Source organism: Paracoccus sp. S4493 (assembly GCF_000967735.1).
Classification (GTDB): domain Bacteria; phylum Pseudomonadota; class Alphaproteobacteria; order Rhodobacterales; family Rhodobacteraceae; genus Paracoccus; species Paracoccus marcusii.
The window spans coordinates 1-24215 of record NZ_JXYF01000057.1; the positions used below are offsets into that span (position 1 = coordinate 1).

Annotated in this window: 21 protein-coding genes; 9 read left to right on the plus strand and 12 right to left on the minus strand. The window is 68.0% G+C overall.

Annotated elements, in window-relative coordinates:
* From TW83_RS10125 to TW83_RS10140, 4 genes are all read left to right on the plus strand, one after another.
* Window positions 1-1046: acetyl-CoA C-acyltransferase (locus tag TW83_RS10125; RefSeq protein WP_045982656.1), on the plus strand; the 1046-nt coding region annotated here is incomplete at its 5' end.
* Window positions 1047-1223: 177 nt separating this feature from the next.
* Window positions 1224-2633, plus strand: coding sequence for a circularly permuted type 2 ATP-grasp protein (locus TW83_RS10130; protein ID WP_045982657.1), 1410 nt, complete (start codon window positions 1224-1226; stop codon window positions 2631-2633).
* 14 nt (window positions 2634-2647) lie between these two features.
* Window positions 2648-3604, plus strand: coding sequence for an alpha-E domain-containing protein (locus TW83_RS10135; protein WP_045982658.1), 957 nt, complete (start codon window positions 2648-2650; stop codon window positions 3602-3604).
* A gap of 3 nt (window positions 3605-3607) precedes the next feature.
* Window positions 3608-4414, plus strand: a complete 807-nt coding sequence (locus tag TW83_RS10140) for a transglutaminase family protein (protein WP_045982659.1) — start codon at window positions 3608-3610, stop codon at window positions 4412-4414.
* Between the two features lie 33 nt (window positions 4415-4447).
* On the opposite strand, the gene TW83_RS10145 is transcribed toward TW83_RS10140, so the two are convergent.
* Window positions 4448-6421 carry a bifunctional 2',3'-cyclic-nucleotide 2'-phosphodiesterase/3'-nucleotidase gene (locus tag TW83_RS10145; RefSeq protein ID WP_045982690.1) on the minus strand — a complete coding sequence of 658 codons (1974 nt, stop codon included), beginning with the start codon at window positions 6419-6421 and terminating at the stop codon, window positions 4448-4450.
* Window positions 6422-6574: 153 nt separating this feature from the next.
* Here TW83_RS10145 and TW83_RS10150 point away from each other — a divergent pair, with 153 nt between their 5' ends.
* Both TW83_RS10150 and TW83_RS10155 read left to right on the plus strand, forming a co-directional pair.
* Entirely contained in the window at window positions 6575-7300 is a 726-nt protein-coding gene (locus TW83_RS10150; protein ID WP_045982660.1) for a proteasome-type protease, read from the plus strand.
* Between the two features lie 93 nt (window positions 7301-7393).
* Window positions 7394-9670, plus strand: a complete 2277-nt coding sequence (locus TW83_RS10155) for an NADP-dependent malic enzyme (protein WP_045982661.1) — start codon at window positions 7394-7396, stop codon at window positions 9668-9670.
* A 37-nt stretch (window positions 9671-9707) separates the two neighbouring features.
* Here the strand turns inward: TW83_RS10155 and TW83_RS10160 are convergent, their stop codons facing one another.
* Window positions 9708-10598 (minus strand): rhodanese-related sulfurtransferase, encoded by an 891-nt coding sequence (locus TW83_RS10160; RefSeq protein ID WP_045982662.1) that lies wholly within the window; start codon window positions 10596-10598, stop codon window positions 9708-9710.
* 53 nt (window positions 10599-10651) lie between these two features.
* Window positions 10652-12247: an SLC13 family permease gene (locus tag TW83_RS10165; protein ID WP_045982663.1), complete on the minus strand. Its 1596-nt coding sequence runs from the start codon at window positions 12245-12247 to the stop codon at window positions 10652-10654.
* Window positions 12248-12375: 128 nt separating this feature from the next.
* Between TW83_RS10165 and pncA the strand changes: the two genes are divergently transcribed.
* Together pncA and pncB are read left to right on the plus strand one after the other, a co-directional pair.
* Entirely contained in the window at window positions 12376-12972 is a 597-nt protein-coding gene (gene pncA / locus TW83_RS10170; RefSeq protein WP_045982664.1) for a bifunctional nicotinamidase/pyrazinamidase, read from the plus strand.
* 59 nt (window positions 12973-13031) lie between these two features.
* On the plus strand, window positions 13032-14324 hold the full coding sequence (pncB, locus tag TW83_RS10175; protein ID WP_045982665.1) for a nicotinate phosphoribosyltransferase: 1293 nt from the start codon (window positions 13032-13034) through the stop codon (window positions 14322-14324).
* On the opposite strand, the gene TW83_RS10180 is transcribed toward pncB, so the two are convergent.
* The 6 genes from TW83_RS10180 to TW83_RS10205 all read right to left on the minus strand — a co-directional run bounded on the left by TW83_RS10180 (window position 14321) and on the right by TW83_RS10205 (window position 18538).
* Window positions 14321-15751, minus strand: coding sequence for an inorganic phosphate transporter (locus TW83_RS10180; RefSeq protein WP_045982666.1), 1431 nt, complete (start codon window positions 15749-15751; stop codon window positions 14321-14323). The genes pncB and TW83_RS10180 overlap by 4 nt on opposite strands.
* Before the next feature lie 6 nt (window positions 15752-15757).
* Window positions 15758-16213, minus strand: a complete 456-nt coding sequence (locus TW83_RS10185; protein WP_045982667.1) for an NUDIX hydrolase — start codon at window positions 16211-16213, stop codon at window positions 15758-15760.
* Window positions 16210-16629 carry an alternative ribosome rescue aminoacyl-tRNA hydrolase ArfB gene (gene arfB / locus TW83_RS10190; protein ID WP_045982668.1) on the minus strand — a complete coding sequence of 140 codons (420 nt, stop codon included), beginning with the start codon at window positions 16627-16629 and terminating at the stop codon, window positions 16210-16212. The genes TW83_RS10185 and arfB overlap by 4 nt, the downstream gene beginning before the upstream one ends.
* 78 nt (window positions 16630-16707) lie before the next feature.
* Window positions 16708-17559 (minus strand): carbon-nitrogen hydrolase family protein, encoded by an 852-nt coding sequence (locus tag TW83_RS10195; RefSeq protein ID WP_045982669.1) that lies wholly within the window; start codon window positions 17557-17559, stop codon window positions 16708-16710.
* The gene (locus TW83_RS10200) at window positions 17556-18140 is read right to left on the minus strand and encodes a GNAT family N-acetyltransferase (RefSeq protein ID WP_045982670.1); all 585 of its coding nucleotides are present in this window, start codon (window positions 18138-18140) and stop codon (window positions 17556-17558) included. The genes TW83_RS10195 and TW83_RS10200 overlap by 4 nt, the downstream gene beginning before the upstream one ends.
* Window positions 18137-18538, minus strand: coding sequence for a ketosteroid isomerase-related protein (locus tag TW83_RS10205; RefSeq protein ID WP_045982671.1), 402 nt, complete (start codon window positions 18536-18538; stop codon window positions 18137-18139). The genes TW83_RS10200 and TW83_RS10205 overlap by 4 nt, the downstream gene beginning before the upstream one ends.
* A gap of 149 nt (window positions 18539-18687) precedes the next feature.
* On the opposite strand from TW83_RS10205, the gene TW83_RS10210 reads away from it, so the two are divergent.
* A complete protein-coding gene (locus TW83_RS10210; RefSeq protein WP_045982672.1) occupies window positions 18688-20076 on the plus strand; it encodes a phosphomannomutase/phosphoglucomutase in 1389 nt (462 codons plus the stop codon).
* 28 nt (window positions 20077-20104) lie between these two features.
* On the opposite strand, the gene TW83_RS10215 is transcribed toward TW83_RS10210, so the two are convergent.
* From TW83_RS10215 to TW83_RS10225, 3 genes are read right to left on the minus strand one after another with little or no spacing between them, the layout of a single operon-like run.
* On the minus strand, window positions 20105-21496 hold the full coding sequence (locus tag TW83_RS10215) for a hypothetical protein (RefSeq protein WP_045982673.1): 1392 nt from the start codon (window positions 21494-21496) through the stop codon (window positions 20105-20107).
* Window positions 21493-23196, minus strand: coding sequence for a beta-1,6-N-acetylglucosaminyltransferase (locus TW83_RS10220; RefSeq protein WP_045982674.1), 1704 nt, complete (start codon window positions 23194-23196; stop codon window positions 21493-21495). Before TW83_RS10220 ends, TW83_RS10215 begins: the two co-directional genes overlap by 4 nt.
* Window positions 23193-24212 carry a glycosyltransferase family 2 protein gene (locus tag TW83_RS10225; RefSeq protein ID WP_045982691.1) on the minus strand — a complete coding sequence of 340 codons (1020 nt, stop codon included), beginning with the start codon at window positions 24210-24212 and terminating at the stop codon, window positions 23193-23195. The genes TW83_RS10220 and TW83_RS10225 overlap by 4 nt, the downstream gene beginning before the upstream one ends.
* Window positions 24213-24215 lie beyond the last annotated feature (3 nt).

Below are 24215 nucleotides of genomic sequence, written 5' to 3' on the forward strand. Positions count from 1 at the left end.
CACTGGCGCGCGCGGGCGGGCCCGCGGTCGATGCGCTGTTCATGGGCTGCGTCCTGCCCGCGGGCCAGGGCCAGGCCCCGGCGCGGCAGGCGGGCTTTGCCGGGGGGCTGGGGCAGGAGGTGCCGGCCACCACGCTGAACAAGATGTGCGGATCGGGGATGCAGGCGGTGATGATGGCGTCCGATGCCATCCGCGCCGGCAGCGCCGGCATCGTCGTCGCGGGCGGCATGGAGAGCATGTCGAACGCCCCCTACCTGCTGCCCAAAATGCGCGCCGGGGCGCGCTTGGGGCATGCACAGGCGTTGGACCATATGTTCCTGGACGGGCTGGAGGATGCCTATGACAAGGGCCGCCTGATGGGCACGTTTGCCGAGGATTGCGCCGCGGAATTCGCCTTTTCCCGCCAGGCGCAGGACGACTACGCCCTGGCCAGCCTGACGCGCGCGCAGGAGGCCATCGCCGGCGGCGCGTTCGCGACCGAGATCACACCCGTCACCGTGCCCGGCCGCGGCAAGGTCACCGTGGTCGACACCGACGAACAGCCCGGCCTGGCCCGCCCCGACAAGATCCCGCTGCTGAAACCCGCGTTCCGCGACGGGGGCACCGTGACGGCGGCCAACAGCTCGTCCATCTCGGACGGGGCGGCGGCGCTGGTGCTGGGCGGTCGGGCGCAGGGCGCCGTCGCGCGCATCGTCGGCCATGCCAGCCACGCCCAGGCCCCCGGCCAGTTCCCCACCGCGCCCGTGCCCGCCGCCGAAAAGCTGCTGGCGCGGATCGGATGGGACAGGGACAGCGTCGATCTGTGGGAGGTGAACGAGGCCTTTGCCGTCGTGCCGATGGCCTTCATGGCGCGGATGGGCCTGTCCCATGACCGCGTGAACGTGCATGGCGGAGCATGCGCCCTGGGACATCCGATCGGCGCGTCGGGGGCGCGGATCATCGTCACGCTGATCCATGCGCTGCAGGCGCGAGGGCTGCGCCGGGGCGTGGCCGCGATCTGCATCGGCGGCGGCGAGGGAACCGCGCTGGCGGTCGAACTGTGCTGATCTGCCTGCCAAACCGGCAGGCTGCCCCGGGCGCCGGCAGCGGCGCCCCTGCCACGGCGCCAAGCTGCGGAACCAATGGGCAAATCCGGCGGTTCTGCTGTGGACTTACCGGAACCGGGCGCGGATCATCGATCCAAGGAAAGACCCGGAAGCGTTGCGTCAGCCAGTGGGGGAGTGATGAGTTACTATAACGAGATGTACGAGGGCGACAGCGTCCGCGACCCCTATGCCCGCCTGCGGGAATGGGTCGAGACCATGCCCGACGATTTCCGCCAGATGAAGCAGGCCGAGGCCGAGGCGCTGTTCCGCCGCATCGGCATCACCTTCGCCGTCTATGGCGAGGGGGGCGACCCAGACCGGCTGATCCCCTTCGACATGATGCCCCGCGTGTTCGAGCAGGCCGAGTGGCGCCGCCTGGAACGCGGCATCAAGCAGCGCGCCCGCGCGCTGAACGCCTTCCTGCGCGACGTCTATGGCCGCGGAGAGATCATCCGCGCCGGGCGCATCCCCGCCCGCCTGGTCTATCAGAACGAGGCGTTCGAGAAGTCGGTCGTGGGGTTCGTGCCCCCGCGCGGCGTCTATTCCCACATCATCGGCATCGACCTGGTCCGCACCGCCAAGGACGAGTTCTATGTGCTGGAGGACAACTGCCGCACGCCGTCGGGTGTCAGCTACATGCTGGAGAACCGCGAGATCATGATGCGCATGTTCCCGGCCCTGTTCCGCGGCAACCGCATCGAACCCGTCGACCAGTATCCCGACCTTCTGCGCCGCACGCTGGAATCGGTGGCGCCCGCGAAATGCAGCGACCGGCCGATCTGCGTGATCCTGACGCCGGGCCATTACAACAGCGCCTATTACGAGCACAGCTTCCTCGCCAACCTGATGGGGGTCGAGCTGGTCGAGGGGCAGGATCTGTTCGTGGATGGCGAATTCTGCTACATGCGCACGACCACCGGGCCCAAGCGCGTGGACGTGATCTATCGCCGGATCGACGACCCCTACCTGGACCCGCTGTGCTTCCGCCCCGATTCGATGCTGGGCATTCCGGGACTGATGGATGTGTACCGGTCTGGCGGCGTGTCGATCTGTTCGGCACCCGGTGCGGGCGTGGCCGATGACAAGGCCATCTATACCTTCGTCCCCGAGATGGTGCGCTTCTATCTGGGAGAGGAGCCGATCCTGAACAACGTCCAGACCTGGACGCTGTGGAAGGACGACGATTACCGCTATGTGATGGAGCATCTGCCCGAACTGGTCGTCAAGGAGGTCCACGGATCGGGCGGCTACGGCATGCTGGTCGGCCCCAAGTCGACCAAAGAGGAGATCGAGGCGTTCCGCGCCAAGATCCAGGCCAATCCGTCGAACTACATCGCCCAGCCCACGCTGGCACTGTCGACCTGCCCGACCTTCGTGGACGAGGGCATCGCGCCGCGCCACGTCGACCTGCGCCCCTATTGCCTGTGCGGCGACCGGATCGAGCTGGTGCCGGGCGGGCTGACGCGCGTCGCGCTGCGCGAGGGGTCGCTGGTGGTGAACTCGTCCCAGGGCGGGGGTGTCAAGGACACTTGGGTGTTGTCGGAATGAGGGGACGTAACACGATGCTCAGCCGCACCGCCTCGAACCTGTTCTGGATGGGCCGCCATCTGGAACGTGCCGAAACCGCCGCGCGCCTGCTGGACGTGGGACAGCGCATCACGCTGCTTCCCAACACCGAGGCCGGGTACCAGAACGAATGGAACTCGCTGCTGCAGGCCTCGGGCAGTTCGGACCTGTTCGCGCAGAAATACGGAGAGATCACCCAGGAGAACATCGAGGAGTTCATCTTCTTCGACCGCGCCAACCCGTCATCGGTGGCCAGCTGCCTTGAAAAGGCGCGCGAGGCCGGTCGGATCGTGCGCACCGCGCTGACCAGCCAGGTCTGGGACGCGCTGAACGTGGCCTTCCAGGAGCTGCGCCGGATCGAACGCCAGCCGCGCGCAAAGCTGGACACCGCAGGGCTGACCGATTTCACCACCGGCCACACCTCGACCGTGCGCGGCGCGATCAACGCGACGCAGCTGAGGAACGACGGCTGGCATTTCATGAACCTAGGATACGGGCTGGAACGCGCCGACGCGACCGCGCGCCTGCTGGACGTCAAGTATTTCGTCCTGCTGCCGCGGATCGAGTTCGTGGGATCGGGTCTGGACACCTATCAGTGGCAGGTGATCCTGCGCGCGCTGTCGGCGCACCGGGCCTATCACTGGGCCTATGGCGGCGACATCACCGCGGGCCAGGTGGCCGATTTCCTGATCCTGAACGGGGAAAGCCCCCGCGCGCTGATCACGTCGCTGTATGAGACCGTGTGGCACCTTGAAGGGCTGGCGCGGCGCTATGGCGACGGGGTGCCGACCAGCGCCCGCGACAAGGCGCGAGAGGTTCTGGCAGCCCTGCAGGCACGCGACATCGAGATGATCTTCGACGAGGGGCTGCACGAGTTCCTCAGCTGGTTCATCCTGGAACTGTCCGAGATTTCCAACCTGGTCCACCAGGATTACCTGCTTGGAGGGGTGTGACCCATGCGCCTGAAGATCTCTCACGAGACGGTCTATCGCTATGGCCAGCCGATCCGGAACCTGGTGCAGAGCCTGCGCCTGACACCGTCGGTGTTCGAAGGGCAGAAGACCCATGAATGGCAGGTCGACGTGTCGGGCGGCGTCAAGGGGCCGGGGTTCCGCGACGGTGCCGGCGACTGGATCGAGGGCTGGACCGTGCGCGGTCCGGTCGATCATGTGACCGTGCGCATCAGCGGACGCATCGACACCCGCGACACGGCAGGCGTCCTGCGCGGCCACCGCGAGATGATCCACCCGCTGACCTATCTGCGCGACAGTCCTGCCACGCGCCCCGACGATGCGCTGCGCGATCTGGCGCAGTCGGTGGAGGGCACCGACCGGCTGGACCTGGCGCATCAGCTGTCGATGTCGGTCAGCGACCGGATCGCGTTCCGCCCCGGCGTGACCCATACCGGCACCACCGCATCCGAGGCCCTGGCCCTGGGAGAGGGCGTCTGCCAGGACCACACCCACGCCCTGACCGCCATCGCGCGCCTGCGCGGCCTGCCGGCGCGCTATGTGTCGGGCTATCTGCATTCGACCATCGACGGGCAGGCCCATGACGCGGCCCATGCCTGGGCCGAGATCCATGTCGAGGGGTTGGGATGGGTCGGGTTCGACGCCGCCAACCGCTGTTGCCCGGACGAACGCTATGTCCGTCTGGGGTCGGGCCTGGACGCGGCGGACGCGGCCCCGATCCGGGGCGTTGCCCTGGGCACCGGGTCCGAGGACATGGATGTCAGCGTCCGGGTCGAGGAGATGGCCCAGTAGGAACCGGGGGCAGCACCCCCGGTTTACCTGTCGTCACAGGGTGATGCGATAGCGGGCAAAGCCTTCGGGCGCATCGCCCGCCGGTTCGATGGTCAGGGCGGTCACGTCCTGCAGATAGGCGGCGGCCCCCGGCCCCGTGTCGAACAGCACCGTCGCGCCGTCCAGCGCCGCGAACGACCAGTTGCCATCCGCCGACGGGTTAATCGTCCCCTGGTCCAGGATATAGCGGACGATCACGTCGCGGTTGGTGTCCGGCCCCTCGAACACCACGGTCGAGCCATCCGCGCCGGGGAACGACCCGCCGCCGGTGGCGCGATAGTTGTTGGTGGCGATGATGAACTCGGCCGCCGGATCGACCGGCTGCCCGTCGATGGCCAGATCGATGATGCGGTTCGCGTCCGCGTCGGCCAGCGCCCCGTCGGCGTCGAACCGCGACGGCTGCGACAGGTCGATCCGATAGGTCACCCCGTCGATCACGTCGAAGTTGTAGCTGCGGAAGTCGGGGTTCAGCAGCATCTGGTCCGCCTGCCCCGGTTCGATCCGGTTGAAGGCCCCCGCGCTGCGCTCCAGCCAGTCCTTGACCTGCGCGCCGGTCACGCGCACGGCGCGGATGGTGTTGGGATACAGATACAGGTCGGCCACGTTGCGGATGGCGATGTCGCCCGGCGGCACGTCGGTGAAGTAATCCGGCCCGCCCCGCCCGCCGGCCTTGAAGGGCGCCGCCGCCGACAGGATCGGCAACCCCTCGTGCTCGGTCCCGGCCAGCATCTGTGCGATGTACCAGCTTTGCGCGTTCGACACGATCTGGACCGAAGGATCATCCGCCACCATCGCGAAATAGCTGTAGAGCGCGGCGCTGGTCTGGCCGACGGGTCGGCGGACATAATCCAGCGTCTGCTGGTGTTCGGTGGCGGTCGCCTCCTCGATGGCGGGTACGCTCTCGACTAGGGGGGTCACCACGCCCTCGTCGTCGCGCTGATAGATCGGGCGCGCCTCGACCTGGTGACTGACGATGGTCCAGCCGTCGCCCTGCCGCTCCAGCAGCAGATCGACCAGGCCCATATGCGACCCCCAGAACCCGGCCATCACCGCGGGCTTGCCGCCGATCGTGCCGGCCGCGGCATCCACCCCGGCCACGCCGTCGTAGTCGGGGCCGGGAAAGACCGAATGCGAATGCCCGGTGAGGATGACGTCGATGCCGTCGATGGCCGCCAGCGGAATGGCCGCGTTCTCCATCCCCGGTTCGGCGGTCTGCCCGCCGATGCCGCAATGGGCCAGCGCCACGACCAGGTCCACCCCCTCGGCGCGCAGCTTGGGCACCCAGGCCTGGGCCGCCTCGACGATGTCGCGGACGGTGACCTGCCCCTCCAGATGGGCGCGGTCCCATTGCATGATCTGCGGCGGCACGAAGCCGATGATGCCGATGCGGATCGGATGGGTGGCGCCCGCCCCGTCGGTCAGGTCCCGGTCGATCACCGCATAGGGCGGCACCAGGGTCCGGTCCTGGTCCGGGGTGGCGCCGGCTTCGGTCACCACGTTGGCGCAGACGACGGGATAGCCCGCGCCCGCCAGGCTGGCGCCCAGGAATTCCAGCCCATAGTTGAATTCGTGGTTGCCCAGGGTGCCGCCGTCATAGCCCAGGGCGTTCATCCCCTGGATCACCGGGTGGGTCGCGTCCCCGTCCATGCCGCGCTCATAGGCGATGAAATCGCCCATCGGGTTGCCCTGCAGGAAATCGCCGTTGTCGAACAGCAGCGCGTTCGTGGCCTCGGCCCGCACGGCACCGACCAGGGCCGCGGTCCGCGCCAGGCCCAGGGTTTCGGTCGCCGTGTCCGCGTAATAGTCGTAGGGCCAGACATGCGCGTGCAGGTCCGTCGTCTCCATGATGCGCAGATGCGCCTGCCCCGCCTCGGCCCGTGCGGAATAGGGATGCAGCGCGACCAGCGCCAGGCCGGCCACCCCCGATGTCAGGAAACCGCGGCGGCTGAGGGCAAGAGGATGGGTCATCATGTTCGTCCTTGGGTGGTGGAACCTGCACGATGTGCGATTCGGCGCGCCAAGGCGACCCAAAGTTTCATGACGCGACCCGCAAGCGAGCGATTGCAGCCCACGCCCCCCGGTCCTAGTCTGCCCTGCGGAATGCAACGGAAAGATGTGCCGGTGACCTATTGCGTCGGACTGAAACTGGATGCCGGGCTTGTGCTGCTGTCGGATACCCGCACGAATGCCGGGCTGGACAATATCTCGTGCTATCGCAAGATGTTCTTCTTCGAGGCGCCGGGCGAACGCATCATCGCGATCATGACCGCCGGGTCGCTGTCCGTGACCCAGACCACCATCGCCCGCCTGGAGGAGGCGATCGAGGACGAGCTGGCAGACGACACGACCTCGATCCTCAAGGCGCCGACCATGCTGCGTGTGGCCACGATCATCGGCGACACGCTGTGCCGCACCCGGCGCGAGATCGCCGAACAGTGCCGCGACCTCAAGCAGCAGGCATCCGCCAGCATGATCGTCGCGGGACAGCGCAAGGGCGGCGACATGCGCCTGTTCCTGATCTATCCCGAAGGCAACTTCATCGAGGCGACCGAGGACACGCCCTTCCTGCAGATCGGAGAGCACAAGTACGGCAAGCCGATCCTGGACCGGGTGGTCACCCCCGCGACCAGCCTGGCCGACGCGCAGAAGGCCGTGCTGCTGTCGATGGATTCGACGCTGCGGTCGAACCTGTCGGTGGGGATGCCGCTGGACCTGGCGGTGATCGGCGCCGATGCCTGTGCGGTCACCACGCGCCGCCGCATCCTGGATGGCGATCCGGACTTCATGCAGATGAGCGCGGCCTGGTCCGCGGCGCTGCGCGACAGCTTCGTCAAGGTCAGCATCTGACCCGCAGCTGTTAGCGCAAGCCGGACCGCATCCGCGTTGAAGCAGTCCTGCCAAGCCGTTAAGCAGTCCCCAGCATCATCTTCGGGGGACATCATGACCGACAAGGCCAGCCGCAGCCGCATCACCCCCGAAGAGGCGCTGGCCTATCATCTGGAACCGAGGCCGGGCAAATACGACATCACGCCCTCGACCCCCATGACCACGCAGCGCGACCTGTCGCTGGCCTATTCGCCGGGCGTCGCGGTGCCCGTCCAGGCCATCGCTGACCGCCCCGAAACCGCCTACGACTATACCACCAAGGGCAACATGGTGGCGGTGATCTCGAATGGGACGGCGATCCTGGGGATGGGCAATCTGGGCGCGCTGGCCTCCAAGCCGGTGATGGAGGGCAAGGCGGTGCTGTTCAAGCGCTTTGCCGACGTGAACGCCATCGACCTGGAGCTGGACACCGAGGACGCGGACGAGTTCATCAACGCCGTCAAGCTGATGGGCCCGACCTTCGGGGGCATCAACCTGGAGGACATCAAGGCGCCGGAATGCTTCATCATCGAGCAGCGCCTGAAGGAGCTGATGGACATCCCTGTGTTCCACGACGACCAGCACGGCACCGCGGTGATCTGCGCCGCGGGCCTGCTGAACGCGCTGGAGCTGTCGGGCAAGAAGATCGAGGATGTGCGGATCGTCCTGAACGGCGCGGGTGCGGCGGGCATCGCCTGTCTGGAACTGCTGAAGTCGATGGGCGCGCGGCATGACAACTGCATCATGTGCGACACCAAGGGCGTCATCTGGCAGGGTCGGACCGAGGGCATGAACCAGTGGAAATCGGCCCATGCGGTCGTGACCACCGCCCGCACGCTGGAGGAGGCAATGAAGGGCGCCGATGTCTTCCTGGGCGTCAGCGCCAAGGGGGCGGTGACCCAGGACATGGTCGTCAGCATGGCCGACAACCCGGTGATCTTTGCCATGGCGAATCCCGACCCCGAGATCACGCCCGAGGACGCCCATGCCGTCCGCCCTGACGCGATCGTGGCCACGGGCCGCAGCGATTATCCCAACCAGGTGAACAACGTCCTGGGCTTTCCCTACCTGTTCCGCGGCGCGCTGGACATCCACGCCCGCGCCATCAACGACGAGATGAAGATCGCCTGCGCCGAGGCCCTGGCGAAACTGGCGCGCGAGGATGTGCCCGATGAGGTCGCCGTCGCCTATGGCCGCAAGCTGCAGTTCGGGCGCGACTACATCATCCCGACCCCCTTCGATCCGCGGCTGATCCACGTGATCCCGCCCGCGGTCGCCCGCGCCGGGATGGACACGGGCGTCGCGCGGCGCCCGATCATCGACATGGAGGGCTATGTCCAGACGCTGAAGAACAGGATGGACCCGACGGCCGCGATCCTGCAGGGCATCCATGCCCGCGCGCGGCAGGCCCAGGCCCGGATGATCTTTGCCGAGGGCGACGATCCGCGCGTGCTGCGCGCCGCCGTGGCATGGCAGCGCACCGGCATGGGCCAGTCGCTGGTCGTGGGCCGCGAGGCCGAGGTCAAGGCCGAGCTGGAGGCCCTGGGCATGGGCGACGCCTTCCGCGAGATCAGCGTCGTGAACGCCGCCAACACCCGGCATTTGGACAGCTATCACGAGTTCCTGTACCAGCGCCTGCAACGGAAGGGCGTCGACCGCGAGGACGCGTTCAAGCTGGCCAACCGCGACCGCCACATCTTTGCGGCGCTGATGCTGGCGCATGGGCATGGAGACGGGTTGGTAACCGGGGCCACGCGCAAGAACGCGCCGGTGCTGGCGCAGATCGGCCATGTCTTCGACGTGCGCCCGCAGGACGGGGCGGTGGGCATCACCGCCGTGCTGCACCGCGGCCGGATCGTGCTGATCGGCGACACGCTGGTCCATGAATGGCCCGAACCCGAGGATCTGGCCGACATTGCCGCCCGCGGCGCCGCGGTGGCCCGCAACCTAGGGCTGGAGCCGCGCGTGGCCTTCCTGTCCTTCTCGAACTTCGGCTATCCGGTCAGCGAACGCGCTATCAAGATGGCCCAGGCCGCCACCGTCCTGGACCGCCGCGGTGCCGATTTCGAATACGAGGGCGAGATGACCGTGGACGTGGCGCTGAACATGGACGCGGCCGCGCGCTATCCCTTCAGCCGCCTGACCGCGCCCGCGAACGTGCTGGTGGTGCCGGCGCGGCATTCGGCCTCGATCTCGGTCAAGCTGATGCAGGAGATGGCGGGCGCGACCGTCATCGGTCCGATCCTGACGGGCGTGGCGCGCCCGATCCAGATCTGTTCGACCAACTCGACCGTCAGCGACATCCTGAACATGGCCGCCATCGCAGCGGGCGGGGTCGGCACGCAGGGCTGAGGGCGCGCCGAAGGGGGTATTTGGGCAAAGGAGACGTTCAGGCGTCGCGGTCGAACTGGCGCTGCCGCTCCCGGAACCGGGCGCGGTCGGCGTCGGAATATTCGTCGGCGCAGCGGTGGCAGCTGACACCGTCCTCAAATTCCGGGCGGGTGCGGTCCTCGGGTGCCAGGGGGCGGCGGCAGGCATGGCACAGACCGTGCCGCCCCTGCGCCAGCCCATGCGTCAGGCTGACCCGCTGATCGAAGACGAAGCATTCGCCCTGCCAGGTGCTGTCCTTTTGGGGGACGTCCTCCAGGTATTTCAGGATTCCGCCCTGCAGGTGGTAGACCTGATCGACACCTTGCGAGATCAGGTAGTTGGTCGACTTCTCGCAGCGGATACCGCCGGTGCAGAACATCGCGATGCGCTTGCCCTGGAACCGATGCGCGTTGTCGGTCCACCAGGCCGGAAAATCGCGAAAGCTTTTCGTGCCGGGGTCGACGGCGCCCTGGAAGGTGCCGATCTGGACCTCGTAATCGTTGCGGGTGTCGATCACGACCACGTCGGGCGCGGCGATCAGCGCGTTCCAGTCGCGCGGTGCCACGTAATGGCCGGTGGTCGTGGCCGGGTCCATGTCGGGCTGGCCCATGGTCACGATCTCGGCCTTGAGCCGGACCTTCATGCGGGCAAAGGGGGGTGCGTCGGCGGCGCTCTCCTTCCAGTCCAGGCCCGCGAAACCGGGCCAGGCGCGGATGTGGTCCAGGACCGCCAGGATGCCCGCGCGCGGGCCCGCGATGGTGCCGTTCACGCCCTCGGGCGCCAGCAGCAGCGTGCCGCACAGGCCCTGCGCGCGGCACAGGTCCAGCAACGGTCCCTGCCGGGCCGCCGGATCGGCCAGACGGGCAAAGTGATAGAGTGCGGCGACGGTGAGGGGGGTTTTGGGCAGCATGGGCGTGGCCTTATCGCGGCCACGCCCCTTGGCGCAAGATCAGAACGCAGACCCTAGAAGGTCAGGCCCAGGGCCAGACCGCCCAGCAGATAGGTCAGGCCGGTGATCAGCAGGATGCCCACGACGTTCAGCACGAACCCGCCTTTGGCCATCTGGGCGATGGTGACGGTCCCGGTGCCGAACACGATGGCGTTGGGCGGCGTGCCCACCGGCAGCATGAAGGCGCAGGTCGCGGCCAGCGCCGCGGGGATCAGCAGCGTCATTGCATCGGCCCCGATACCCAAGGCGACACCGCCCAGGATCGGGATGAAGGTCGCGGCGGTGGCGGTGTTCGACGTGATCTCGGTCAGGAACAGGATGATCGTGACCACAGCCGCGACCAGCAGGATCGTCGGCAGCGAGCCCAGGCCGGTGACCTGCTGGCCGAACCAGCTGTCCAGCCCGGACGACGCCACGGCGGAGGCCAGCGACAGCCCGCCGCCGAACAGCAGTAGGACGCCCCAGGGCAGCCCGGCCTCGGCATCCTTCCAGTCCAGGACCATCTTGTCGCGGCCCTTGCCGGGCAGCAGGAACATGGCCAGGCCCGCGCCGATGGCGATGGCCGTGTCGTCCAGGTTGCCCAGCCAGGGTGCCGCAGCCTCGATCGCCGGGATCGAGGTCAGAAGGCCCGGCACGATCCACAGAAACGCCGCGCCCAGGAACACGGCCAGGACCATCTTCTCTCCCTGGCTGAGCGCGCCCAGGTCGCGGACCTGATCCTCGATCATCTGCTTGCCGCCGGGGATCTCGGGCAGGTCGAACCGGTACAGGACGCGGGTCATCAGGAACCAGGCGATGAAGATGAAGATGAAGGCCAGCGGCGTGCCCAGGACCATCCATTCCAGAAAGCCGATGTTGCGGCCCAGCTCGTCCGAGGCATAGCCTGCGACGATGGCATTGGGCGGGCTGCCCAGCAGCGTGCCCAAGCCCCCCATCGACGCGGCCCAGGCGATCGACAGCACCAGGCAGACGCCGAAGGCGCTGATGTTGGGGTCCTTGACGACGTCGGTGATGGTGCCGCCGGCCTTCATCGCATCCTCGGCCGCGGCGCCGTCCTGGCGCGATCCGCGTTCGACCACCAGGGACAGGACGGACAGGCCGATGGGCAGCATCATCAGCGTGGTGGCGGTGTTGGACACCCACATCGACAGAAAGCCGGTGGCCAGCATCATGCCCAGGACGATCCGCCGGGGCGCCACACCCACCTTGCGCAGCGTCAGCAGCGCGATGCGCGTGTGCAGGTGCCATTTCTCCATCGCGATGGCGATCAGGAAGCCGCCCAGGAACAGGAACACGATCGACGACGCATAGGGCTGCGTCGCCTGGCCGACGGTCGTTTCCGTCAGCGCCGGGATCAGCACGATCGGCAGAAGCGCGGTGGCCGACAGCGGGATCGCCTCGGTCATCCACCAGATGGCCATCAGCGTGCCGACGGCGGCGACGATGCGTGCATCCTCGGACAGCCCCTCCTGTCCGCCCAGCAGCAGCCAGACGATGCCGGCCATCACCACCCCAAGCGCCCGCAGCACCCAGATCATCTGCGCAGAGCGGGTCGGAACCTCGTTCTCGTCATATTCACCGGGGTGGTGCAGATCGTCCTGTATCCCCATCGTGTCCTCCCTTTTCGTGCGACATCTTCTTGCGGTCAGGGTATGGCAAAACCGGGTCCGCGACCACCCTTGACGACCGGCCCCGCCCGGCGGTCTAGTGGCGCCGGACCGAAGCCAAGGCGGACCGGATGACCCAGGCCCTGATCGTGATCGACATGCAGCGCGACTTCTGCCCCGGCGGTCGGCTGGCCGTGGCGGGGGGCGACCAGATCGTGGCGCCGATCAACGCGATGATGGCCGATTTCGACGCGGTGGTCCTGACGCAGGACTGGCATCCGGCCGACCATGCCAGCTTTGCCGACAACCACCCGGGCGCCGCCGCCTTTTCGATGACGCAGATGCCCTATGGCCCGCAGGTGCTGTGGCCCGCCCATTGCGTGATCGGCACGCCGGGGGCGGAGTTCCACCCCGACCTGCAGGTCGACCGGGCCGATCTGGTGCTGCGCAAGGGGTTCCGCGCCGGCATCGACAGCTATTCCGCGTTCTTCGAGAACGACCGCACGACCGCCACCGGTCTTGCCGGCTATCTGCGCGACCGCGGCATCACCGACCTGACCCTTGTCGGGCTGGCCCATGATTTCTGCGTCGCGTGGAGCGCGATGGACGCCGCCCGCCTTGGCTTTGCCGCCCGCGTGGCGGAGGATGCGTGCCGTGCGATCGACCTGGATGGCAGCCTGGCCGCCGCGCGCGCGGCGATGCGCCAGGCGGGCGTCACGCTGGCCTGAGGGTTGCGCCCCCGCGCGGATCAAGGCACCAAGGGCGAAATGGTCAAGGAAACAGCGTCATGGCCGATATCGCCACGCGGGTCTACAATCACAAATGGAAGATCGACCCGATCGTCCGGTCGCTGATCGACACCGACTTCTACAAGCTGCTGATGTGCCAGTCGGTGTTCCGCAACAGCCCGGACACCACCGTCACCTTCAGTCTGATCAACCGCAGCAAGGACGTGCGCCTGGCCGACCTGATCGACGAGGGCGAGCTGCGCGAGCAGCTGGACCATGTGCGGTCGCTGTCCCTGACCCGCGGAGAGAGCACCTGGCTGCGCGGCAACACCTTCTATGGCAAGCGGCAGATGTTCCGCCCCGACTTCATGGAGTTCCTGGAGGGGCTGCGCCTGCCCGCCTATCACCTGGACAAGCGCGACGGCCAGTACGAGCTGACCTTCGAGGGCCCCTGGCCCCAGGTGATGCTGTGGGAGATCCCGGCTTTGTCGATCCTGATGGAGCTGCGGTCCCGCGCGGTCCTGAAGGACATGGGCCGATTCGAGCTGCAGGTCCTCTATGCCCGCGCCATGACCCGCCTGTGGGAGAAGATCCAGGCCATGCGCGCCCTGCCCGACCTGCGCATCGCCGATTTCGGCACGCGCCGGCGGCACAGCTTCCTGTGGCAGGACTGGGCCGTGCAGGCGATGATCGAGGGCTTGGGCGACCGCTTCACCGGCACCTCGAACTGCCTGATCGCGCAGCGCCGCGACATCGAGGCGATCGGCACCAATGCGCATGAGCTGCCGATGGTGCGCGCGGCCCTGGCCGATGGCGACGCGGCCCTGCGCCAGGCGCCCTATGACGTGCTGGCCGACTGGCACGAGGAGCATGACGGCAACCTGCGCATCATCCTGCCCGACACCTACGGCACCGAAGGGTTCCTGGCGGGCGCGCCGGACTGGCTGGCGGGCTGGACCGGTATCCGCATCGACAGCGGCGATCCGGCTACGGGCGCCGAGACCGCGATCCGCTGGTGGCAGTCGCGCGGAGAGGACCCGCGCGGCAAGCTGATCATCTTTTCCGACGGGCTGGACGTGGACAAGATCCTGGCCCTGCATCGGCAGTTCCATGGGCGCGTCAAGGTCAGCTTCGGCTGGGGCACGCTGCTGACGAACGATTTTCGCGGGTTTGTGCCGGGCGACGGGCTGGCGCCCTTCAGCCTGGTCTGCAAGGCAGTGGCGGCCGACGGGCGTCCCACGGTCAAGCTGTCGGACAACCCCGCCAAGGCCACCGGCCCCGCGGCCGAGATCGAACGCTACAAGCGCGTCTTCGGGGTGGGCGTCCAGCAGGCGCTGTCGGTCACGGTCTAGACCCCGGTCACCCACAGCACCAGCAGACAGGCCAGCGCCCCAAGCGATGCCGTGATCGGCAGTGTCACCAGCCAGGCGGCGGTGATGGTCACGACATGGCTGCGCCGCACCAGGATGCGGCGGCGCGTCTCGTCCGCGGGCAGGGCCTCGGACCGGCTGCCGCGGCGGCGGTCCAGCCATTCGCGCGCAAAACCCACGCCGAAGATGCCGCCGACCGCCACATGGGTGGTCGATACCGGCAGGCCCAGGGCCGATGCGCCCAGCACCGTCACGGCCGTGGCCAGCGACACGCAAAAGGCGCGCCCCGCGTTCAGCTTGGTGATGCCGCTGCCCACCATGTGGACCAGGCGGCGCCCGAACAGCAGCGTGCCGGTGGCGATGGCAAGCCCTCCGCCCGCCAGCACCAGCACCGGGACCACGCCGATCGCGGTCGACATCCCCTGTCCGCGCAGGACCACCGACAGCGGTCCCGCGATGTTGCCCACGTCGTTGGCGCCATGGGCAAAGCCCAGGATCAGCACGGACATCACCAGCGCGGGGCGCAGCAGCGACTTGGTGCTTGGTTTACGCGGATGGCGTGCCAGTTCGCGGAGCACGCTGCGCCGCGTCAGCCACAGCGCGCCCGCCCCGGTCGGCGCGGCCGCCGCACAGGCGGCCAGCGGTCCCAGGTCCAGCAGCACCACGACATAGGCCGAAAACAGCGCCGCCATCAGGCCGACCAGCAGCGGAAGCCACAATAGCGCCGCCCCGGCGCGGTCCGGCGCCTCGACCACCTTCAGGCGCAGCAGGATCAGCAGACCGCCGGCCAAGCCCCCCGCCACCACCGGCGTCACCATCCAGACAGATGCGATGATCGCTAGCGTCCCCCAGGCCACCGCCGACAGGCCCAGGGCCACCGCTCCCGCCCCCGCGATGCCACCCACGATGGAATGCGACGTGCTGACCGGCAGGCCGATGCCCGTGGCCAGGGTGATCCAGACCGCCGCCCCGATCAGCGCGGCGACCATCATCATCGGGGCGCGCCCGCCCTCGTCCAAGGGTGCCAGCTGGACGATGCCGCCCGCCAGACGGGCCGACACCGCGCCCCCGGCCAGCACCGCCCCCGCCACGCCCGCGACGGCGACCAGCGCCAGCCCGGGCAGCAGTCCGATGGCCCCCGCCCCGACCGCCGGACCCAGTGAGTTCGCGACGTCGTTCGCCCCGATCGCCACGCCCAGCCAGGCCGCGACCACCAGCCCCGCCCCGATGGCCAGCATGCCGGGCGCGGCACCCGACAGCGCCATGACCATCAGCAACCCGCCCACCAGCGCCAGCACCGCCAGCCCCAGCCGCCAGACGGGGCGGAAGGCATGCATCTGTGCGACCTCGGCATGGCCGATGCGGCCCAGATCCTTGTCCAGCGCGCGAAAGCCGGGGCGGTGCGTCATGCCGGGTCAGGCGGCATCGGGGCGGTCCAGACCGGCCAGGATCTGCTTGAGCCCCGGTTCGACCACCATGCGGGCGGCCTCGACCGGGGCGAACCAGCGACGCTTGCGCTGCCGGTCCTCGGGAAACCGGTCGGACACGCTGTCCACGGAAAGCAGATAGACCCGCATCTCGACCGGGACGGCATAGCCCTGGTCCTGCTGCTTTCTGTACCGGAAGCGGCCCAGTTCGGCCGGGCGGATGCGCCCGCGCACGCCGGCCTCCTCCCAGGCCTCCTGGGCTGCGGCGCCGGGAAGGGTGCGCCCCTCCATCGGCCAGCCCTTGGGAATGACCCAACGGCCCGTGTCGCGGCTGGTGATCAGCAGGACGTTGCCGCTGGCCGGGTCGCGGCAGATCGCGCCGACCTGCATCAGCACCGGCCGCCGCCCCAGCAGCAGATCGAGGGTCCGGCGCCAGACGCTCATTCGTCCTCCACCTTGCCGCGCAGGGACTTGACCTCTCCGCGCACCGACTTGGCCTTCAGGCGGCGGCGCTGGCTGCCCAGGGTGGGGCGGGTGGCGATGCGGCGCTTGGGCGCGACCAGGGCCTGGCGGATCAGGTCGGCCAGCCGTTCGCGGGCCAGTTCACGGTTTCGGGCCTGGCTGCGGGTTTCCTGGGACAGGATCAGGACGGCCCCGTCCTGCGTCCAGCGCCGTCCGGCCAGCCGCTGCAGCCGCCGCTTGACCGGGTCGGGCAGGCTAGGGGATGTCGCGGCCTCGAACCGCAGCTCGACCGCGGTCTCGACCTTGTTCACGTTCTGCCCGCCCGGTCCCTGAGACCGGGTGAACTGTTCGGACAGTTCCCATTCCTGGACGGCGATGGTTTCGGTGACATGCAGCATGACCTTCAGGATATGGCGCGATCCGGGGTCAGTTAAAGCGCAAACCGGTTAATACAGTGTAAATTCCGGCGGCTGTCCTCAGATCAGGCGACAGGGTTCCTGTTCCGGCCAATGCGCGAAGGGCAGGACCGCGCCGTCCCTGCGGCTGACATCGACGCGGGACAGATCGACGGTCGCGCGCACCCATCCCGGTGCGTCCATCTCTCCTTCGGCGATGATCCCGGTCTCGGGCCAGAAACCGTCGGGCGGGCCATAGATCGCGGCGCGGCCCCGGTTCTCGTCCAGCGCGGGCATCCAGTCGCAGGGGCCGACGGTAGGCGCCTGGACCACGACGCACTGGCTTTCCAGCGCGCGGGCCATCGCGCCGATGCGCACCCGGCTGAACCCCGCGACCGTGTCGGTGCAGCTGGGCACCAGCAGGAGCTGCGCCCCGGCCTGCGCCAGCACCCGTCCCAGCAACGGAAACTCGCTGTCATAGCAGATGAGGATGCCGATCCGCCCCAGGGTCGTGTCGAAGATCCGCAGGCCGGGCGCGCCGGTGACATGCCATTCCTCGCGTTCGAACCGGGTCATGATCTGCTTGTCCTGGTGGCCGATCACCCCGTCGGGGCCATACAGCACCGCACGGTTGACCGGGCGCGCGCCGTCGAAGGCCGGCCCCGACGCGCCCAGGATGTGACAGCCGTGCCGCGCCGCAAGGTCCGCATGCAGCGCCCGGACTTGCGGGTCCAGCGCCGCCACGGCATGCAGGCTGGCCTCCAGATCGCCGGCGACCGCGCGCCCGGACAGGGATGCCAGCTCCATCGCGCCGTATTCGGGGAAGACCAACAGATCGGCATTAGCATCGGAGACCCACCGTGCCAGCTTGGCGGCATAGGCGTCGAAGCTGTCGAACCAGTCGATCGGATAGGCGGCGACGGCGATCTTCACAGCGGTTTCATCCAGAATTGCAGGGTCTTTTCGGTCTCGGTGGCCTGGCCCAGGTCCTTCCAGGCAAACTGCGCGACGACGCCCGGCAGTGGCGCATAGCCGCGCTTGCGCCAGAACGCATCCAGCGGCCAGTACTCGGCCGGACGCATCGGGTGATCCGCGGGACGGATCACGCTGCAGAAGGCCGACCAACGCGCGCCCAGGGCGCGGGCGTGATTCTCGCGCGCGTCGAAGAACGCATGGCCCAGCCCGTGCCCGCGATAGGCCCGCAGCAGCACCGATTCGGCACAGTAGAAGATGTCGGACAGCGGTTCGGGACGATCCGCGAATGCCGCGCCGAAATCGGCGGCGTGATCCGACATCGGCGCGCCCGTGGCCGCCCCCACGATCCGGTCCCCGTCCATCGCGGCGACCACGACCGCGCCGGGCGACTGGTAGGCGCGCAGATAGTCGCGTTCGTAATCGGCATCGCCGTCATACAGGTACGGCCAGTCGCGGAACACGTCGATGCGCAGGCGTGCCACGTCGGGCAGCGCCTCGGCCAGCGCATCGCCGGTCAGGACGCGGACCGCGACGCTCATGCGCCGACCTGGGCCATCCAGTCGGCCAGGTTGTAATAGGTGGTCACCCGCGCGATGCGGCCGTCGCGGATGGTGAAGAACGCGCCCGCAGGCAGGCGATAGGTCTGGCCGCGGGCCTCGGGCAGGCCGGGATCGGTCTTCAGATAGGTCCCGTTCACGACGAATTCCGCCGCCGCGCGGTCGCCCGCCTCGTTGGCCATGATGACCATGTCGGTTAGGTTTTCCCGATAGCTTTCGGTCATGTGGGCGTTGAATTCCGCGAACAGCGCGCGGCCGCGGCGGATCTTGCCCTCGTTCACATGGTGCTCGACGTCGTCATGCAGCAGCGCCAGCATGTCGTCGGTGCGCCCCGCGTTGAAGGCGTCGTAATAGGCGGCGATCAGGGCCTTGGCATCCATCGGGGTCTCCTTGCTTTTGCGCAAGGCTAGCGTGCCGAACGCGCGCCGTCACCTGATCCCAAGGTCCGAGGGAACCAATCCGGCCCCGGCGGCCTTGAAAAACGGTTTGAACCTGTTAGCGCTGATGCAAACAGGAACCGGAGGACTTCATGGACAATCGCGATCAGCTGGGCAAGCGCGAGATCACCTGCTTCAAGGCGTATGACGTGCGCGGAGAGCTGGGCAAGAACCTGGATGCGGACGTCGCCTATCGCATCGGTCGCGCCTTTGCGCAGGCGCGCGGCGCCAAACGCGTCGTCGTGGGTCGCGACAGCCGCGAATCCTCGCCCGAACTGGCCGCGGCGCTGATCGAGGGCCTGACCGACGGCGGCGCCGACGTGCTGGACCTGGGCCTGGCCGGCACCGAGGAGGTGTATTTCCACACCGGCAACCAGGACACCGATGGCGGCATCGAGGTCACGGCCTCGCATAACCCGATCAACTACAACGGCATGAAGATCGTGGGTCGCGGTTCGGCGCCGCTGGACCCGGCGACCGAACTGCCGCCCATCGTCGATCTGGCCACCAACGGCGAATTCGCCCCCACTACCAAGGGCAGCGTCACCGATTTCAGCCATGCACGCGCCGAATACGCATCGCGCATGGCCGATTTCGTCGACGTCGCCGCGCTGCGCCCGATGAAGATCGTGGTGAATGCCGGCAACGGCACCGCGGGCCCGACCTTCGACGCGATCGCCGAGGAGCTGGAGCGTCGGGGCGCGCCGCTGACATTCGTGCGGATGCACCACAACGTCGACAGCAGCTTTCCCAACGGCATCCCCAACCCCCTGCTGGACGAGAACCAGCCCCCCACCGTCGCGCGGATGAAGGAAGAAAAGGCCGACCTGGGCGTGGCCTGGGACGGCGATTTCGACCGCTGCTTCTTCTTCGACGAGAACGGGCGCTTCATTCCCGGGGAATACATCGTGGGCCTGCTGGGCGCGGCATTCCTGGAGAAGTCGCCCGGCGAGAAGATCGTCCATGACCCCCGCGTGATCATGAACACCCGCGCCATGATCGAAGAGGCCGGCGGCGAGGCCGTGGTGTCCAAGACCGGCCATGCCTTCATCAAGCGCAAGATGCGCGATGTCAGCGCGATCTATGGCGGAGAGATGTCGGCGCATCACTATTTCCGCGACTTCTACTATTGCGACAGCGGCATGATCCCGTGGCTGCTGATGATCGAACTGCTGTCGCGCAAGGGCATGACCCTGGCCGAGATGCTGGAGGAGCGGATGCGCCTGTATCCGTCGTCCGGAGAGACGAACTATACCATCTCGGACCCGGATGCGGCCATCGCGCGCCTGATCGAAACCTACGAGCCGCAGGCCGACAGCCGGGACGACCTGGACGGGGTGTCGCTGAACTTTGGCAAGTGGCGGTTCAACCTGCGCAAGTCGAACACCGAACCGGTGGTCCGCCTGAACGTCGAATCCGATGGCGACGCGGCGCTGGTGCGTGAAAAGCAGGCCGAACTGGCGGCGCTGCTCAAGGCGTGACGGGCAGGCGGGCCGATAGGCCCGCCCCCTAGTCCGAAAACCCGAAGGCGATGTAGTCGCGCAGATATGCCTGACGCGCGGCCTGCAGCAGGGCCTTGTCGCGCAGGAAATCGGGCATCGGCTGAACCTTCAGCCCCGCCAGGCGCGCGTCGTCGATCCCTGCCGCGCGGGCCAGCGTGGGCAGTTCGTCGGCGATGCGGTCCTCGCGGATCAGCATGTCGGGGCTGGCCACGCGGCTGAACCCGACGATCACCTCGGACTGGCTGGCCCAACCGGCATGGGTGGGCAGCGTGGTCTGACCGTTCAGGTTGCGTTTCAGGAAGGCCAGGAACTGTGCGAACAGCTCCAGCTGCGCCTGACGATCCATCCCCGCCAATGCCGCGTCCGGCGGCAGCGCCACCCGATGGACGTCGCGCATCAGCTGACGCAGTTCGGGGCGGCTGTCGGTCAGCAGCTGTCGGAACGCCGTCCAGGCCCGGTGCAGCGGGTGGCGCAGCACCGCAAAGCTGCGATGACCGGGATGCTGGCGTTTCCACTGGCGCAGGCTGGTCTGGGTGAAATCGCCCGACACCGTGCCCAGTGTCGCCATCCAGTCGCGCACCGCATCCCCCGGCCCGCAGCGGACCGGCATGAAGATCAGCCCCTGCCCCGCCTCGACCGCGGAAAAGCTGGGCACGGAGGGGCCGCGACGCGGTTCGAAATTTGGGATGCGGCGCAGCATGAACGGGTCAATCTGCGCCAGGTCCGCCTGCATCTCGTCGAAATTGCGGACCTTGTCGGCCAGTTCGCGGGGGTTCTGGGGCACCTGGTCGCTGGCGGGTTCGACCCGTGCGATGTCGGTGCGGCCCAGCCAGTGGACCAGCCCGGTCATCACCTCGGGGTCGCGCAGGTCCTCGTATCCCAGCCAGAAGGCGGTCTGCCCGGTCACCTGCAACCGGTGCATCACGCGCAGCTGGAACCGCTCGACAGCCGCGATGGTGTCGCGGAACTCTGGCCCGTCATAGGTGATAGCGGCGGGGATCGGAGTCTCCGTCTCGTTCAGCTTCCACTGGTTCGTCTCGCGCGCAAGCTGGGTCGAGACATAGCTGTCCAGCGGGTTGCGGGTCAGCACGATCTTGGCGCATTCGGGGTCATGCATGATCGCGTCGAAGACCCGCGGATCGTGATCGTGGAAATAGCGGAAGCCCGGCAGATGGCCGGGCCGGTCGAACAGCCTGTCCAGCAGGACCATCGGGTCGGCCTCGCGCTGGGCGCGGGTGACGCCCTGCAATTCGTCCTTGTCGGGCCAGCCCATCATGTAGGGGTTGAACGCCTCGCCAAAGCAGGTGACGCCCCGCAGCGCGTTCAGCGTCGCCTCCAGCAGGTTCGAGCCCGTGCGCATCTCGGCGAAGATGACGAAGCGGCGGAACGGAACGGTCATTCGGCGGCGGTCCTTTCGGGAAGGGGGATGTCCGGCATGGGCAGGCCGTCGCCGAACATGCGTGGACGCAGCCCGGAATTGCGCAGCCGCCGCAGCAGCTCGGGCAGCCCGTGCAGATCGCGCATCTGCGGCATGTCGGTGGGCGCGTCCGCCAGGCGCGGCAGCTGGGCCAGGGACTGGAACAGCATCTCCTGGGGGCGGGCCAGGAAATCGGACAGTTCATGGACATGCACGCGCGCCTTGACCCAGACCGAATTCAGCACGTCCATCTGCGCGATCTCGGCCCGCTGCAGCAGGGCCGTGACCCGGCGGATGTCGTCGAAGGGCATGTCCGATCGCAGCAGCGGCAGCATCCAGGCCCCGGTGACCACATGGATATGGGCGTTCGGGTCCGTGGCGATGAACCAGTTCAGCGCCTGGTTGTCGCGCGGGCTGAACTGGAACACCTGCATCCGCGTGGTGATGCGGATCAGCGCGGTCAGGAACCCGTGCGGGTCGCGGTCGCGGATCAGCGTGCTGGACGAGATCGCCCCCGGCCCGATCTGCGGGCGGCCGCCGAATTCCACCGTCTCGGGGCCCAGCAGGTGGCCGTGGACATCGGCATCGACCTGCGCGGACAGCCACCCCTCGAAGCCGGGAAAGATGTCGGAAAAGCCCTGGAACATCGCATAGGGGGCCGAAGTCTTGCCGTTCTCGGCATCCTTGCGCGGAAAGCGCGACTGCATGTAGAGGCCGGGCCGCCCCAGCAGGCGGCGGCGGACCGTCCGATTGATCAGACGTTCGATCCGTTGGGGCTGGGGCGCGGACAGATCGGGGCGGGCACCGGCCGGACGCGGGAAATGCGCCAGAAGATGCGCGGCCTCGGGCCAGACCTTGCGCGCCACGAAGCAGCGCGACTCCTCCAGCATCAGGGCGTGGTCGTCGTACAGTTGATAGGGCCTGCCGTCGTGATCGAACTTGGCCAAGGTCAGCGAATGGCTTTCGATGCGGGTCGCGTGGCGCCGCGCCAGCGTCTGGAAATAGCTTTCGTCCGGGATCCAGACCATGCGGAAATAGCGGTCGAACTCGGCCCGGCGCGGATCGTCCAAGATCGCGCGCAGCGTCGTCACCGTCAGGCACCACCATTGCGCGCCCAGATGCGGGGTCAGCCCCTTGGGCAGCCTGCGGCGGATGCCCAGACGGCGCTGCCACTGGGTCAGGCGGTCGAACAGCCAGCGCCGCCTGCGCCAGTCCAGCGGATAGAACAGGGTAAAGCGTTCCTCGTTCAGCCCGCCGACGGTCCAGCCGACGTCCAGCGCGCTGACGCTTTCGATATGGTCGCGGTTGGGGTCCTGCGCCAGGAACGCCGTCAGGTCACGCACCGGGCGCAGCGGCAGGCAGGCCCCGGATGCCAGATAGACATGGGTGACGTCGGAAAAGCTGTCCAGCAGCAGCCGCGCCGCATCCTGGGTGGCGCGCACCAGGCTGAAGCGGCCCCAGTCGCAGGTGTGGCGTCGCGACCAGACGATGCCGGGAAGGTCGGACAGTTCGACCTGCATCCGCGCCACCGACCGGGCCGAGGCCTTGGCATCGACATGGATCGCCACCCGTGCGCCGCCCTGGACCCAGATCCGCGCCATGTGGGCCGCCACGTCCAGGCGCGCATGGCACAGAAGCACCACCCCCAGCCTGACGCGGCGCACCTCCACCGGGCCCGTCATGCCCAGTTCCCCCGGGAGATCAGCCCCAGATCCTCCAGCTGGCGCCAGTCGGCGTATTCGCGCGATTCGCTGCACCATAGGTCGGTGCCGCCGCGCAGCCCGGCGTGATACGCCTTGTATTCCTTGCTGTTGGCATAATGCTGGCGACGGTCCAGCTCCTCGGCGGACTTGTCGGCGAAGGTGGACAGGAACTTGGCGTGCAGCAGGCAGCCCGATGCCATCTCTCCGCCGGCCTCGTCATAGACCATGTTCAGATGGCGGGGCAGCAGCATGTGGGTCGAACTGACATAGGCATAGCGCCAGTCCCACCTGACCAACGGGGTCTTGTTCAGCGCCGGGCCGGACAGGGGTTCGGCAGTGAAGAACTTGCGCGTGCGCGGACCGCCCTGGATCCACAGATTGCCGTAATAGGGGTTCTTGCTGATCGTGTAGTTCGCCGGATCGAACCATCGGGCGATGGTGAACGGGTCCGTCCCCTCGGCATAAGGTTCGTCCTCGATATGGCCGCGGGGGTACATGTCCAGCAGCATCGCCGGAAAGCTGCGCCGCCCCGAGGCCTCCAGCCAGTCAGTCAGGGCGGGCAGCGGGCGCGAATCGCAATGCGGATAGATCAGGAACTCGTCCGGATCGACGGTCAGGCACCAATGCCCGTGGCCGTACTTTGCCAGAAGCCGGTTGATCCAGTCCATCCCGAACCGCGACCGCTTGTAGCCGGCATTGGTCCACCACAGCGACACGTCGGGCTGTTCGGCCAGATAATTGCCGCTGCCGTCGTCGCTGTCGTTGTTCACGAACAGAAAGTGATTCACGCCCAGGTTGCGGTAATAGTTCAGAAAGAACGGCAGCCGCACCCGTTCGTTGCGCATCGTCACCAGGGCCAGGATGTCGTTCTTGCGGATCTGGGCAGTGCGGTTGACCACGGGCCGCAGGGCCCGCCGCCGGTTGAACGCGCGCGCGATCAGGTACTGCCGTTCGGCCCTGCGCCGCAGGCGGTCGGGGATCGGGAACCGGCCCATGCG